This window comes from Paenibacillus sp. GM2FR (assembly GCF_002803325.1).
GTDB classification, from domain to species: domain Bacteria; phylum Bacillota; class Bacilli; order Paenibacillales; family Paenibacillaceae; genus Paenibacillus_AQ; species Paenibacillus_AQ lautus.
The window spans coordinates 719,235-733,676 of record NZ_MKZM01000009.1 but is presented as its reverse complement, the minus strand read 5'-3'; the positions used below and the strand labels follow the sequence as shown (position 1 = coordinate 733,676).

Sequence of the window (14,442 nt, the reverse complement as noted above, 5' to 3'; positions counted from 1 at the left end):
GAATGAAGTATAACGCATTCTCTATGAAAAAATAAAGTGAAAATTTACGGAAATAATAAACGGCTGGTCAATTAAAACGAATAAAAGGCTGCCCCATATGTTTCATGGGACAGCCTGCAAGGCCATTTAATTTGTTAGCACAACGTTTATGATCCATTCCAGAGGATCACCGATGGGCATTGATACATCGCCGTTTATATCAACCAGCTGGATACGGAGCGTATAAGTCCCGACATGAGCTTGCTGCCAACGGAACAAGATATCGCTCCCATTCCCTTCCAGCTCCATGTCGCCAGCGGTTAAACCTGCGTTCACTCGGTATACCCCATCACTATCGGGAGTTGCGATCTCATACCCCTCCGTCGGAATCGTTCCCGGCTCATGCGGCTTCATTCGGAATCCGAGTACGCCCAGACTTACCGGCTGACCATGGTCATCGAGTATCGTCAATTCATAGCCAACCCGGGTATCCTCGCTCAGTCCGTACGCCTTGGAATAAAATCCCCAATACATATCAAGGGCTGCCGGAAACGGCCCTTCGCCAACGAATTCGAATTGCGAAAAGGGACTGACCTGGATGGAACGGACGCTTTCTCCAAGCGGTGTCAATGAATCGTCTTTCATCTCCAACAGCTCAATCTTCTCCGTATAGCTGCCCGGCTCCAGCAGTTCGGCATAGAACTCCAGCGGAGTATCCGGCGAAGCGACCTCGCTTAACTTAAAGCCGGTGCCATCAACAGACTGCAGGGTAAAGCTACCCTCTGCGTTGGATTCCACCGTCTGCTCGCCATGACGGACAGGCAGACCCACGACCGGACTTCCATCCCTTGTCAGCGTCACCCTGACTTGAACTTCCAGGTCATCGGCCAAGCCTTTCGTCTCGAAATGAATGGATCCAAAATAATTGTCCGGGCGGGCCGACAGTTCACTGCTCATATCATCGCTATATACAACCTTCACGAAAGGCTCGGTCCCCGGCGGCTCCGTCGTAGGAGGTTCCGTTACCGGAGGCTCAGTCACTGGGGGCTCGGTCACGGGCGGACCGGTTACAGGCGGAGATACGCTGCCTCCGGATCCTAAGCCGCCGACCGGACTAACCGGCGTCGGCTGCCGAACGCCTTTCTCCTGCTCCGCTTCTTTCTTGCCCTGGAGAAAACGTGCCTTCTCCTCTGCGCTTAAGGATTGAAGAAGCTGCTCTTCAGCCTTCCTTTTCATTTCTTCCTGTGCTTTCCTGTTCGCTTCATCCTGCTGTTTCTTCTGCTGCTCGATCTTAGCCAGCATATCGCCGAGATGCTGCTGCAGCTGATCCAGCAGATCCTGCTGTTGATCTTGCTTCTTCTTAACCTCTTCCTGCTTACGCTTCAGTGCTTCCAAGCGCGCCTGCTCCAGAGCAGGGTCGAGTCCGGCTTGTTTATCCAAATCTTTCACTTGGCCAAGATCAAGCTTCTTCTCCGAATCCCGGTTTGCTTCTTTAATAAGTTTTTCTAATTCCTCTTTGCTTACTTTCTTCTTATCAAGAGCCTCTTTGGCAATGTTTCCGATAATTTGATCCAAGTTATTTGTGATTCTTGACAAATCCTCCGGCGATTTCATATTCAAGTCCAAATCCCCGGTTCCGCTTTGTCCGGACTGTAATTCTTGCCGCTTCTTCTCGAGGAGCTCCTCGTTCTCCCGGTCGATGTCGTTCTTATTCTTAATGAGCTGAGCAATGATTTCCGGCGAGGCGTTCCCAATCAAATCCTCCATATCGATGAATTGTACAGGGGGCCGTCCCGCTTGTGAACCGCCTAACGTTATTTGTTGCGTAGGACTAATCGTGACCGTGCCGGATGGCAGGGACCCTTCTGTGCCTGTCGGCACCATCGAAGAGCTTACTTTCCCGCTAGCCGTCACTACGTTTGTCATTCCTGTTAAGGGGTTGACGGTGATTATAAAATGCGTGCCTCGCACGTTATTCGTCACATAACCAGACCGCACTTCGAAACGATCCCTCGACCGGGTCAGGTCGGTTACATCATAGTAAGCCTGCCCCGCCTCAAGATTCAGCCGAGTTACGTTGGAGATACCAGCCTTGCGAAGCTGTTCGGCCACCAACGTTGTGTCATTGCCTAAAGTGATGACATCGTCCGTATCCAGGATCCGAAGCTTGGCGCCTCCCGTGCCGGAGCCGGTAACAATTTCATCGTCTTCGCCCAGCATCATCCCCTTGTAGGCATCCACCTGCGCATATCCGCCGTAACGGATCTTGGCCGAACCGGTGATATCCACGATCTGCATGCGTCGAGGAGTAAAGTTCGAAGTGCTGAAGCTAACGTCACCCGGCTTCGTTTCTCGTTCAGCCAAATCCCGGATGATAACCAGCTTGTCACTGGCGTTCCATTGGACATCCTTGCCCATCAGCTCGGCCACCGCTCGCAGCGGAGCCATCATCTGACCGTTGGCGATATACGGCTCAACTTCCGTCTCCGCTCTGGAAACTTCTTTGCCCGCCTGATCCCGGGTCATATTGGGATCTCCGGCTTGCACCGTGATGACATCCTCGCCAAGGGCTAATGTCATTTCCTTATTCTTGGCATCATAACTCAATCGGGTTCCGAGCAGCGAGCCTAACGTTCTGACAGGCACCACGATCTGGCCCTGTTTCATAACGGCCAAGTCGCCCAGTTGGGCCACCTGATCCCCGTAAGCTGCGCTGATCCCTTGGCTTGGCTGCCAGGCATCAGGCGTCTTATAGCTGGACCATGCCCGGACGGCCCCATTGCGTTGGTCCGCGATGAACAGCTCCCCACTATCCGAAGCGACCCAAATATCCCCCAGCGCGTTGAATCGGATCTCGCTTTCAATTCCATCCGCGTAACCTCTGGTTCCGCCGGCCATGGTGATTACGCTTTCGCCTTTCAGTTGACGCATGGCATGATTATGGGAATCTGCAATGAGAAGCCCATCATCCGCGCTCCATGCCAGTCCCCGAGGCGAGTTGAAGCGGGCTGCACCCGCAGCTCCGTCCAGATAGCCCGGATCTGCATATAACGCGTCCTTGGCGTAGACATCGGATGACGGACCGCTGCCTGCAGCCGTCGAAACGGTCCCTTTTCCGAAATCGATATAGCGAATCGCGTGATTGCCCGAATCGCTGACATACAAATTGCCTTTACCGTCAAGCGCGAGACCTGCCGGCTCGTTAAATTGCGCCTCAGCAAGCGATCCGTTCTTGTAGTCCCCTGCCAATGCGATGACTCCGGCGCGAACCTGAACAGTTCGGGTGGACGGGCTGCCAATGGTCGTTACTTCCCCATCCGGAGAGATCCGCCGAATCACGTGGTTCAGCGTATCCGCCACATACAGAATGCCGTCCTCGGTAACCGCAACGTCCTGAGGCTCGTGGAACAAGGCATCTTGAGCCTTGCCGTCCTTCAGCCCAATCCGTCCGCTGCCCGCTATGGTAGTCACTTTGCCATCTTGATCGATTTTTCGAATCGCATGGTTGCCTGAATCGGCTATGTACAATTGCCCCTTTCCATCCACCGCAATCCCGGATGGCCGGTTAAAAAAAGCAAGCTCTCCCTGGCCATCCAGCAGGCCGCCGATCGGGAGTCCCCCGCCGTCGCGCTTGTAGGACAAGGATGCCCCTGCCAGAATGGTACTCTGCCCGTCCTTAATTCTACGGATGACATGATTCGCCGTATCAGATACGACAACGGAGCCATCGGGCAGCCAAGCTACGCTGCCTGGTTGGCGCAGTCCTTCTGTAGCCAATGACGAAGATAGGCCAGCCACTTGATCGGGCCCTCCGGCAATCGTAATGGATTGACCCATAGGCAATCCGTTGCTGGCAACGAGCCCCTCTTTACTTGGAATAGGCGCCGTTGATGCTGCTGCCTTAGCTTCGCCTGCTCCCCCAAATACACTCCCCGCAAGTACAGCGGCTAATGCCATCATTCCAATCTTTCTAAACCTAATCGATACCACCCCATTAACCCCCCTACACACAAAGTGTTTTATCTAGCAAAGATCATACAATAATCCGATCCCTTCTGGATACAATATTTTCCCAAAATATCTAACATGAAAAAAAGCCACCTCACAGGTGGCTTTGTCCAACAAATTCATCTATTGAAATGTAACATGGATCTGTACAATCTCGGACCGGGAACCCAGACGAATCGGCGGTCCCCAGAAACCGTAGCCCGAGGACACGATGGAATGCATCCGGCCTTTTTGCAGATACCCCCAATCATTCTCGAACATGGCCTCCGTAATCAGATGTGCTGGGAATACCTGCCCACGGTGCGTGTGCCCAGAAACGATAAGGTCCACGCCCTGCTGCTGCGCTTCCTCCAGCGCATTTGGCTGATGATCGAGCAGAAAGATTGGCTTGGACAAATCAGCCCCCTCCATGATCGTGGACAATTCGGCCCGCTCCTGATCCTGTTTATCCCGTCTGCCCACCAGCGTCAGGCCCTCCACCGTCAATTTCTCATCATACAGCACCGTCATGCCGCTATGCTCAAGAGCCGCGATCAGTTCCGGAATTTCACCTTCGAATCGGTCATGATTGCCAAGCGAGGCATACACACCATACGTTGCCTGGATATCGGTCAGAATCTGATCGATCCCCTGGCGTAAATATGCATCCAGATCGTCATCGATGATATCGCCTGGTAACAATACCAGATCCGGCTTTAAGTCATTGATCTCCTTCACCATGCGTGCAGCGTGGGCTTTTCCTGACAGGACGCCGAAGTGCATATCGGACGCCATGACGATATTCAGCTCCTCAAGTGTGCCTGGCTCTTTGTCCACGTGAATATCATAAGCGCGGACCGTTGGGCTATAAGCATTAAACGAACCGAAACCGATCACAACGACCATTAGCACCAACACGATAAATCCAGCCGCCTTCTCCAGGCCATCTCTTCGCAATGCCGTCATTCTCAGCAGCCACAGCATGATGTGCATCAACGGGAGAAGGATGATCAGGACATAGAAAATAGCCATCCAATACGATCCTATCACACTCAGGACGGTGAGGTTACCGAAGAACCGCCCCGAAATAAACGATGTCGATACCACGGTCAGCACGACTATGTATATCCATTTGAGTACCATGGATGGACCCGGTTTCATCCAGCTCCATACGCTTCGGCCAATATAATAAACCAGCAAGCCATAAATGAACAATGCCGCAATTCCTGCAAAAATAAACATCTCCATCCCCTTCCGTACATCCATTATAACAAGCGGATTTTACAAATCCCAGCGGACGTTAGCGGAAGGCAGATGGGCTTATTCATTTCTTTGCGAGCATCAGTATGATCTCCAGCAGGCCGCTACAAGCCCGTGCGTTGTTTAGGCAGCAGCTCGTTCAGCAGCGATTTCAGATTGCGGTCTTCCGTATATTTTTCTTGACCCATATCGAGCTCATTCACACGTATATAAGTATAACTTTCCGTGGGATTCTCCGGTTTAAAGAGAAGTTCATCATGCGGGTCAGGTACCACCTTGTACTCCATTTCATGAAACATATCGAGCAGCTGCTGACCTGTAGGGTTCTCTCCTTTATCAACAAAAATCAATCCCCGAAGCCTCTTAGGTTCTTCCTTATGTCCCACTGTAAAATGAACGATGCATTCCATGCTCATTCATCCCCCTTCTCTTGGTTGTCATGATTGCGATTTATAACCGCTGCATTCATGCACTCCTGCCAGCTGCAACTTTCATTCCAGCCTGTTGCTGATCTTAAGTGATCTTAAGCAAATAAACGCCAAGATAAATCCCGGCGTCCCTATCTAATATGTTTATTACATTGTACGATGAACCATGATGCCTAACTGTGATAAAAGTCACTTCTGGAGGGGATTCCTCATGAGCTCAGCCTGGACCCTAGGCCGTATTTCGATTGGTATCCCCGTCCATTGGGTCAGAATCAGCTTCATAATCCGCCAGTGAGTTGGATTTCGATTCCGCAGCCTGGTCTTCCTGAGCCTCAGTCTCGGCTTCCGCATTAAGATACTGGCTCTGAATTAGACCGAAGTGCTCTCCATAACGGGCTTCCAGCTGCTCACCCATATCCTGTTCCAGCTGGAACAATACCATCTCCTGAGTAAAATGGTGCAGCAGCAGCTCCGCCAGTACCGGATGCTCCGTGATGACCGCTCCTGTATCATATTCCCCGCCGCGCATCCCTAGTATGCACCACTGCCGATCCACAACAAAGGAAAATTTCCGGCCGCCTCCTCTGCGCTCTGCAAGGCCGTTCCACCCAGACCACGCCAGCGTTCTTGAGAGTCCCTGGTCCGGGCCGTCACAAGCCCATAGCACCTTGACTCCCCTAGCCTCCGCCTCTGCCAGCGGTTCACGCAGAAGCGACGCTTCTTCACGCCAGACGTCAACCACGATCTCCTGTTTCGCTCGCTTCAATTCCCGGACGAGCACATCAAGCACCGCCTGATCTCCCTCCATACTGAGAAAGGGAGCAGCCGTACCGCTTCCTCGCGGCAAGCTCTTCTCAACAAAAGCGAGTGATGCCTCCACACGGCTGGATATCATCCGCGTCAATTCCTCCGGCTTCAGCGAGCGGTAACGGACGGGTTCCCCGTCCATTCGCTCAAGTGCCCCTTGCCGCTCCAAACGCTGCATGGCTGCATAGACATTAGAGCGCGAAGCTCCAAGTCGTTTAGCTACCTCATAACCACCCGCCGGCCCATACTCAGCAAGGTCCACCATAATTTTCGATTCAATCTCCGTAAATCCCAAATTCCGCAAATGATGCAGCAATTGTTCCATAATATTAGTCCTCCCAAGATGCTCGAACGCTTGCTCTATCATTCACACTGTCTTATTCATACTCGCGCAAGGGCATGATCGTCCGAATCCCTATATCTTAAATCTGTTCAGCTCCACAGCGCGGACACCATTTCGAGCCTTTTGGCAGGTCGACACTGCAAATCTGGCACTTCACCATATCGCGCGTCTCCTCTTCATCACCAACATAGTCCTGACTTTGGTTATTCTCCTGCCAGAAACGAATGCGGCGGTCCAGTTCCAGCTGCCTCTCCCGCTCCCGCTCAAGTTCTTCCCAGTGACGGCGCTCCTTCTCCTGCTCTTCCTGCTCGATTCGCAGCTGTTCCGGATCAACCTCAGGTTCAGACGGCTCCATGTCCTCGTGCTGCCGTTCCGGCTCCGGTTCATACATGTCCGGCTCGTATGGATCCGGATTCGAACGGTAATCGTACGTATGCAATGGGTCCTGTTCCTGTTGTTGTTCTTCAGCCGCTGCATATTCATGTTTATCAAACATGATCTTGCGCTCAGGCTCCCTTGGTTCTTCCGCTGTAGACTTCTCGGGGTGAATCAAATTAGCAAGCTTGTTTCCGCAATACGGACAGAAATTCGCGTCCAGCGCGACCACCCGCCCGCATTCACAGACCCGCTCATTCTTGAGGACCGCAATGCGGTTCCGAATCGCTTCGATTTGCTCCTGCAATCCATCGCAGGTTTGTGCAAGCTCGACCATTTCTTTTTCTGCCATCGTCATATCCTGCTGACGGTAGCCCTCATAGAATACTTTACCCATCTGTAAGTAATATGAGTTCTTCTGCTGTTCGATTTCGGAAATTTGGCTGTTGAGCTTATTCACTTCCACCACGTGCTGAGCCTTTTCAGTTGCGCGGTTGGCTCCATCCTTGAGCTTTTGTAAAATATTCATTTATGAATCCTCCTCTTTCTCATATCCCGATTCACCGGCGGGCTGCCGGCACATTGTCATATTCTCTTCATTAAGGTTATTAACGATTTTTAGCTAGCCATAAACCCCGCTACCCCATGTTTTTACCGATCGCATACTACTCATCGTGATGATATGCTCCTCAACGTCCAGTATACTGCCGCCATGGTGATTCTATCATACCAAATTCCTTGCCCCATGTGAAAAAGGAAGCCCCTTCCAACTCCGCTGCTGATTCATCCAGGTCCCGAACGTGTATATGATTAGAAAACTGGACAGTACCATGCCGGATACTGTCGGCTTACAGCCGCGTCCTATTCCGTGCAGCCCTTAGCTGCCGAAGTCTGGAGGGATTTAATATGACAAACGATAAAAAGACGTATTATGTTTCAGTCAATCACAATCTGATCCAGGATGTACCGAACGATACGAACGAATATGTCGTATATATGGATGATGAAGAGGTCTCAAAGCTGAGGGGGCTCCTCTATGAAGTCAGCAGCAGCGATCGGTATGCGTTTAAACGGACATTCGTCCCTTATAAGTCGGCAGATCATGATGATGCTGCCGATCAATACGATGAACGAACGATAAACCTCTACCACTTTCTCCATGAACATGGAGATGAACGCACCCGCAAAACCATTGAGGACATGAACATCCTTGGCAAGCTAAACGACACTGGCTATGATGATCCCGGTTATGAAGACTCGCCATTAAATAAGTAAAGACAGTCAGTCCATAAGAAAAACGCATTCGATGTATCTTCTCAGAAGACAGACCGCATTTAGCGAAAGTTTTCCTTGCTAGATCAGGATGGTAAACCTCTGAAGTTTATGCTTTCTTATTTCTTAAAATACGAATGAATCCCGGAGCCAAGCCGCTCCGGGATTCATTCGTATAACAAGAACATCGCCCGGCCTTGCGCAGGTCCTGTTCTACTTTATAGATTCGCAAGCCGGGGTACAAGGATAAAAAGTCCCGTTTATCCTACGACTAATAGCACAGCTTACAGTTTAATGTTCGCCTCATCGAAGTATTCCTCCAGCGTCAAGCCGCTGTCGGCAATATCCGGCGCCAGATCCTTGCCTACATAACGGATATGCCACGGCTCGTATACATAGCCGGTAATATCCTCGGCCCCTTCCGGATAACGAATGATGAAGCCGAATTCCGGCGCACGCTGCGCCAGCCACTGCCCTTCCTCCGTATGACCGAACGTTTCTTCCAGCGCATTGCCTGCGCTTGGGCTGGACACGTCAATCGTAAGGCCTGTCTGATGCTCACTCGTACCCGGCACCGCGCTCACACGGTTAGCCTCGGCTTCCCCTTTGGTACGAACATTATTCTCGTATATCGTTTTCTGACGGCCATAAGAACGGTATCCCGATACGGCACGCAGCTCGATGCCGTCCGCTTTGGCCGCATCGAACAATTCCTCGAGCGCGTCCGCCGCCTCTTTTCTCAGATGCCGTTTTTCATGCGGCTCATCAAAAGAAAAGGGAACATTCGGCTCCACGAGATCACTTGGTTCATAACCATCCGGCAAGCTGCGCTGCTTATTTACAACAACCGTAACGGCCTCTGCATTGGTTACGACCTGCTTGCCGCCGCTCTCCTGGATCGTGGCCTGAAGTGCATTCTCGCTGCGCTTCGCCATGACCGGATCCGCCGGCTGATTCTCAGCCCCTGTCTCACCATTGCCCGAGTCGCCCTCTGGAAGCGTGTTTCCTTCCTGGCCCTCTGCCGGCGACTGCAATTCCTGACCCTGTTCCTTACCGGAACCCGCATCATCCGATTGGCAGCCTGCCAGAATGGCCCCTGCTAACAGCAAGGATGACAGCATTACGCTTGTAAATCGTGTACGTTTTCCCGAAAATGCATTCATCTTTTGCTTCTTCCTTTCCCACGGTTTGTCCTGCACTCATTGTACCTTATTCAGAATGAGCAGGACAAACGAGCGGCTGTCGAATCAAGCCGGATCATCTCCGTTTAGGTCAGATATCCGGCAGATTGCCCCGATTTATGGCGCCGCTTCTAACAAATTCATTCAATTCCGTGATGGATGGATTCCCATACCTACGGCGACTTCAAGCTGCGGCGCTTCTGCTCGGCTTGCTTGGCCGCTCCGCGGGCTATCACGCCGAGCGCTTTGGAAGCGCCGCGAACGCCAGGCAGTAAGCTTGTCCAGTCGCCGACGGGGCCCAGCTGATCTGCCGGAGGCGGCGGTGACAGCTGCACCGCCAGCTCGCTAAGCTGCGGGCCGGGCCGGTGCAATCGGCCCTCGGCCGCCGCTTCGGCCACCCATTCGCCCGGAGAAGGACCGGACGGCCCCTTCTCCTTCGCGCGGGTGGCCTGCTCTGCGGCAGAGCCGCCTGCCGGCGGCGGGGCTGCTTTAGCCCAGGCGTCGAAGACGCCGGCCAGCAGCGCTTCCCGCGGTAGCCCCAGCAGCGTCAGCTGCTGGAGCGGCTCTGCCGCAAGCCGCTGGGCCGCGGCAGCCAGCAAGGCTGCGGCATGCCCGCAGGCCGCTTGGCCGCAGGTGCAGCGGGCATCGGCGGCCGGCTCTTCGCCCTGCAGGGGCGACGGCGCCAGCTCGTCCAGCCATGGAGCATCCTGTCCTGCAAGCAGGCGGTACAACGCCTGCGGGTCTTCCTCCAGATAAGCCAGCACCGCCTCACGGGCAGCAGGGTTCAGCGTCTTTACCTGAATGCTGACTTCACAGGTCCCTGATGATTCGACGGCCTCATCTACTTTCCCCTTTAACCATCCCGGTTCGATCTCCAGCCTGATCCGTCCGGCCGATTCCGCAGATTCCATTGCCCACACCTCCTTGGCGTCCATTTCAGTATGTTTTTCGGCTGCTTCACGCGCCGAATGCCATCCGGTTACATCCAATCTTGCTCTTGCAGCTCGATCAACTGGCGAAGCTCACCGTCCGACATTTCCGTCAGCCAGGTTTCGCCCGACCCGACAACCTGCTCGGACAACGCCTTCTTCTGATCGATCAGCTCGTCAATCCGTTCCTCCAGCGTTCCCTGCGAAATCAGCTTGTGCACCTGAACGTTACGGTGCTGACCGATCCGGAATACACGGTCCGTCGCCTGATTCTCGACCGCCGGGTTCCACCACCGGTCATAGTGGAGCACATGGTTCGCACGGGTCAAATTCAAGCCTACGCCCCCGGCTTTTAACGACAGAACAAAGAACTCAGTCCCCTCGCCTGCCTGGAATGCCCGTACCATCTCATCCCGCTCCCGTTTGGGCACCCCGCCATGAAGGAAATACGGTTCCTTCCCGTATTTACGTCCAAGCATGCTTACCAGCAGCTCACCCATGCCCACATACTGGGTAAAGATCAGCGCGGATTCACCGACATCCGAAATGCTGTCGAGGATTTCAAGCATGCGCTCCATTTTGCCCGAGGACTCCGCACGCACCGCGCGTCCTTCGTCGCGTCGAAGCAGCTGCGGATGATCGCATATCTGCTTCAGCTTAGTGAGGGAGGAAAGCACAAGTCCCTTGCGAGCCATGCCCGTCCGGCTCTCGATCTGTCCCATCATCTCATCGACAACCGCTTGGTACATCGCGCCTTGAACCTCGGTCAGCGGGCAATACGATTTCAATTCCAGCTTCTCCGGCAGATCCTTGCGGATATCCGGATCGCTCTTGAGTCTGCGCAGCATGAATGGAGATACCAGCTTATGAAGCTCACGGAATCTCTCCTGCTGCCCCTCTCCCGGCGCATAGCGCTGACGGAAGGTGTTAAAGGAGCCGAGATATCCCGGATTGAGAAAATGAAAGATCGACCACAGCTCCGCCAAACGGTTCTCCACCGGTGTTCCGGTCATGGCAATACGGTGTGGCGCAGATAATTTCATGACGCTCTGCGCCTGCTTCGTACGGTAATTCTTAATATATTGTGCTTCATCGAGCACCACGCTCGACCATTGGATCGCAGATAAATCACCGCTGTCTCTTCCCGCCAAGTGATAGGTGGTTAACACGATATCATGATTGGCCGCTTCCTGCAGGAAGTCTTCTCCACGCAGACGTCGAACGCCATGGTGCACATGTAAGGTCAGATCCGGTGCAAAACGCTGAATTTCCCGCTGCCAGTTGCCCAGAAGTGAAGTCGGGCAAATGATCAGCACCGGTCCGCCAGCGGATTCCGTATTGAGACGCTCCAGCAGACAAGTGATGACCTGCACAGTTTTTCCAAGTCCCATATCGTCGGCAAGGCAAACACCGAATCCCAAATCGCGCATCACGCTAAGCCACTGATACCCCCGTTCCTGATACGGTCTCAGTTCGCCATGTAGCGAGGAAGGAATTGGGCGGGACGGCAGCTTGCGGGCCGTTTCACCATCCAGTAAGGAAGATAGCAGACCCGTTGTCTCCACTTCTTCGATAAAAAGACCTTTCCACAGGCGTTCTCCATCCATATCAGCGCTAAGGTGCATCCATTCCGCGAGCTCCATCTCGCCCTTCTCATGGCGCTTCATGAAACGCAGCACTTGGTTGATCTCCTTCAGATCCACCTCAACCCATTCCCCGCGGAACTGGACATAAGGCAGATTCTGTTCGGCCAGAAACTTCAATTCTTCGCGGGTCAGGGATTGGCCTCCCATCGCTGCGGAGATCTGAAAGCTGACCAGATGCTCCATGCCTAACACCGGCAGCGGATGCGCCTCACCGGATGGTCTTGCATCCGGCATCATTTTGAGAGATAAGCCGACGCGGCGGCGCCCTTCCCTGCTCCATCGTGAAGGCATTTGAACCGTGACTCCGCTCGCCGTTAATTTCGGAACCGATTCCTTCATAAACGTGGACAAGCGGTCAAGCGACAGCGACACGCTCTCGGGAGCACGCCCATACAAGCCTGCGGCCAGCTCCGGTGCCAGCTCTGCCGCTTCTCCCAGCTTCATTAACAGCTGCAGCTGCGCCCTGGAATACATCCGTCCACGGATCAGCTGATCGGATTCGGGATTTCCCCATATGCTGCGGACAGGCATCAATAAACCTTCGTCCTCCTGGCTTCGTACCCAAAAGGACACCTTCCAGTCCTTGTGGCTCTCATCCAGGGGCGGCTCAAGCCGCAGCCCAAGTCCAATGGTTCCGTTCTCGGGAGGCTGATCCTCCCCGCTGGCATAAGGGAACGCCGTCCCTCCAATACGTTCAACGGCTTCCTCCAGCTCGCTGACTTCCTCAGCCGTCCCTTGAATGGGAATATCCCGACTGACGGTCAATAGGCTGTTCCACCAAAGCTCCGCCAGTGGTGATTGTCCCCGCCGGTAGTTCGCCAGATAGGTCCGAAGTTTATCCTCCGATTCACGGACAGCCGCCCGGGCTTGGCTGTCGATCACGCTGCACAGAAAAGAATACAGCACAATAGCCCCTGCTTCCTCACGGGTAGAAGGATCGAATCCGGCAAGAGCTGCAGGCGTCCCAATGGCAATTGGCGGGATATTCGCTGCCAGCTGCAGAAAGCGCGCTGCATCCTCGGCAGAAAGCTGCGGCTTCCATACCGCTTTTATATTTTGCATCGTAGTCCGGCGTCTGCCCACGGAAGGCACCTCGGCCGTGCCTGGTGCAAACTTCCCTTGCAGTAGCAGCTCCAATGCAAATCTGCTCGCTTGTACCCAATATTCCATTTCTTCACCGACGCTTAGACCCTGAGCCTGATAATACTCAGGATCCAACGAGATCAGCAATTGAAATGCGTCTCCCGGTGTCAGAGCAAGCCCTTCCATCGTCCGTCCGCCAAGTGTCTTCCGTTCCGGACGCCGTGTGCTTTTCGATCCGAGGACTTTGGCCGGATACCTGAGCTCGGCAAGCCGGAGGGAAGCGTTAGCGAAGGGACGGGTTCCATCCGGTCTGCGAAAGGTACGGACCACGCGGCTCCATGCGTCCACTCTCGGTTCCGAAACCTCACCGGAAAAACAAAAGAATACGTCACCTAACCATACGCCATAGAGCGGTTGATTCATCGTTGTCTCCCGTCTTTTCCTGCTTTATAGATATTATTACTATCTTATACGATAGCTTCAACATTTCAAAACGATGCGAAATCGTTCCCACGCCAAAATAACGTCAATCTTTATCATACCATGTATTTACTATTTCGTTGTGATCTATGTATTGCAGAATTCTCCTATATAGGTTAATAAAATATCCGTATTCTTATACAATCTTCGGTTGCTCCAGCAGAAAAATTCCAAATCTTTTCGTTTTTTTGCGACCCTTCTGCCGATCGACCGTATGTAGATCATACATTTAGAGCTCGGGAGGGTATTTCATTATGAGTTTTGTTGGTGTTGGTGTTATCGGGATTTTGACTTTATTGCTGGGACTTTTCTTCTTCCTTCTTCACATTGCCGTCTGCGTATGGGGTTATAATGACGCCCGGCGAAAAGGCCGCAGCCCCGAATTTGCGATTCTGGTTGTGCTGGGCTTGTTGTTCTTCCCTGTTGTCGGTCTGATTATTTATTTGCTAATCCGCAATCATTATTAATGGTGACCATGCTCCGATTCTTCTTCTCCCTTTAGCCACGAGGTTCATGCTTATCAATGATAAAGACGGTGTCCCCAAAACTGAAGTATGTTGCAACAAGAAGCAAAAAGGTCGAAGACCAGCGCTCTAAATGAGTCTGTCTTCGACCTTTTATGATGCATGAATGAAAATCCAGGCTGTTTTTCAAGAGACAATATACTTGGGG

Annotated in this window: 10 protein-coding genes; 2 read left to right on the top strand and 8 right to left on the bottom strand. The window is 53.0% G+C overall.

Translation table 11 applies throughout. The annotated features are described in order from the left end of the window. Window positions 1–126: 126 nt before the first annotated feature. The 5 genes from PAEVO_RS24280 to PAEVO_RS24260 form a co-directional block, all read right to left on the bottom strand. Window positions 127–3,969: a stalk domain-containing protein gene (locus PAEVO_RS24280; RefSeq protein WP_100540075.1), complete on the bottom strand. Its 3,843-nt coding sequence runs from the start codon at window positions 3,967–3,969 to the stop codon at window positions 127–129. Between the two features lie 141 nt (window positions 3,970–4,110). Further along, complete coding sequence (locus PAEVO_RS24275) at window positions 4,111–5,208, bottom strand: metallophosphoesterase (RefSeq protein WP_207797531.1); 1,098 nt, start codon at window positions 5,206–5,208, stop codon at window positions 4,111–4,113. 122 nt (window positions 5,209–5,330) lie between these two features. Then, the gene (locus tag PAEVO_RS24270) at window positions 5,331–5,636 is read right to left on the bottom strand and encodes a hypothetical protein (protein ID WP_207797522.1); all 306 of its coding nucleotides are present in this window, start codon (window positions 5,634–5,636) and stop codon (window positions 5,331–5,333) included. A gap of 247 nt (window positions 5,637–5,883) precedes the next feature. After that, window positions 5,884–6,786 (bottom strand): TrmB family transcriptional regulator, encoded by a 903-nt coding sequence (locus PAEVO_RS24265; RefSeq protein ID WP_100540072.1) that lies wholly within the window; start codon window positions 6,784–6,786, stop codon window positions 5,884–5,886. Between the two features lie 97 nt (window positions 6,787–6,883). Then, a complete protein-coding gene (locus PAEVO_RS24260) occupies window positions 6,884–7,708 on the bottom strand; it encodes a zinc ribbon domain-containing protein (protein ID WP_100540071.1) in 825 nt (274 codons plus the stop codon). A gap of 377 nt (window positions 7,709–8,085) precedes the next feature. Between PAEVO_RS24260 and PAEVO_RS24255 the strand changes: the two genes are divergently transcribed. Then, window positions 8,086–8,454 (top strand): hypothetical protein, encoded by a 369-nt coding sequence (locus tag PAEVO_RS24255; protein ID WP_100540070.1) that lies wholly within the window; start codon window positions 8,086–8,088, stop codon window positions 8,452–8,454. Window positions 8,455–8,735: 281 nt separating this feature from the next. On the opposite strand, the gene PAEVO_RS24250 is transcribed toward PAEVO_RS24255, so the two are convergent. The 3 genes from PAEVO_RS24250 to PAEVO_RS24240 form a co-directional block, all read right to left on the bottom strand. Continuing rightward, window positions 8,736–9,614: a M15 family metallopeptidase gene (locus PAEVO_RS24250; protein WP_100540069.1), complete on the bottom strand. Its 879-nt coding sequence runs from the start codon at window positions 9,612–9,614 to the stop codon at window positions 8,736–8,738. A gap of 191 nt (window positions 9,615–9,805) precedes the next feature. Next, window positions 9,806–10,621: a hypothetical protein gene (locus PAEVO_RS24245; protein ID WP_243390914.1), complete on the bottom strand. Its 816-nt coding sequence runs from the start codon at window positions 10,619–10,621 to the stop codon at window positions 9,806–9,808. Further along, the gene (locus tag PAEVO_RS24240; protein WP_100540067.1) at window positions 10,612–13,713 is read right to left on the bottom strand and encodes a DEAD/DEAH box helicase; all 3,102 of its coding nucleotides are present in this window, start codon (window positions 13,711–13,713) and stop codon (window positions 10,612–10,614) included. The genes PAEVO_RS24245 and PAEVO_RS24240 overlap by 10 nt, the downstream gene beginning before the upstream one ends. Window positions 13,714–14,024: 311 nt before the next feature. Here PAEVO_RS24240 and PAEVO_RS24235 point away from each other — a divergent pair, with 311 nt between their 5' ends. Then, window positions 14,025–14,237, top strand: coding sequence for a PLDc N-terminal domain-containing protein (locus tag PAEVO_RS24235; RefSeq protein WP_100540066.1), 213 nt, complete (start codon window positions 14,025–14,027; stop codon window positions 14,235–14,237). Window positions 14,238–14,442 lie beyond the last annotated feature (205 nt).

Excerpts from the sequence above, each read along its gene's own strand:
- PAEVO_RS24240 (WP_100540067.1), bottom strand. The coding sequence starts at position 13,713 with ATGAATCAACCGCTCTATGGCGTATGGTTAGGTGACGTATTCTTTTGT.
- PAEVO_RS24275 (WP_207797531.1), bottom strand. The coding sequence starts at position 5,208 with ATGTTTATTTTTGCAGGAATTGCGGCATTGTTCATTTATGGCTTGCTG.
- PAEVO_RS24265 (WP_100540072.1), bottom strand. The coding sequence starts at position 6,786 with ATGGAACAATTGCTGCATCATTTGCGGAATTTGGGATTTACGGAGATT.
- PAEVO_RS24260 (WP_100540071.1), bottom strand. The coding sequence starts at position 7,708 with ATGAATATTTTACAAAAGCTCAAGGATGGAGCCAACCGCGCAACTGAA.
- PAEVO_RS24270 (WP_207797522.1), bottom strand. The coding sequence starts at position 5,636 with ATGGAATGCATCGTTCATTTTACAGTGGGACATAAGGAAGAACCTAAG.
- PAEVO_RS24255 (WP_100540070.1), top strand. The coding sequence starts at position 8,086 with ATGACAAACGATAAAAAGACGTATTATGTTTCAGTCAATCACAATCTG.
- PAEVO_RS24235 (WP_100540066.1), top strand. The coding sequence starts at position 14,025 with ATGAGTTTTGTTGGTGTTGGTGTTATCGGGATTTTGACTTTATTGCTG.
- PAEVO_RS24250 (WP_100540069.1), bottom strand. The coding sequence starts at position 9,614 with ATGAATGCATTTTCGGGAAAACGTACACGATTTACAAGCGTAATGCTG.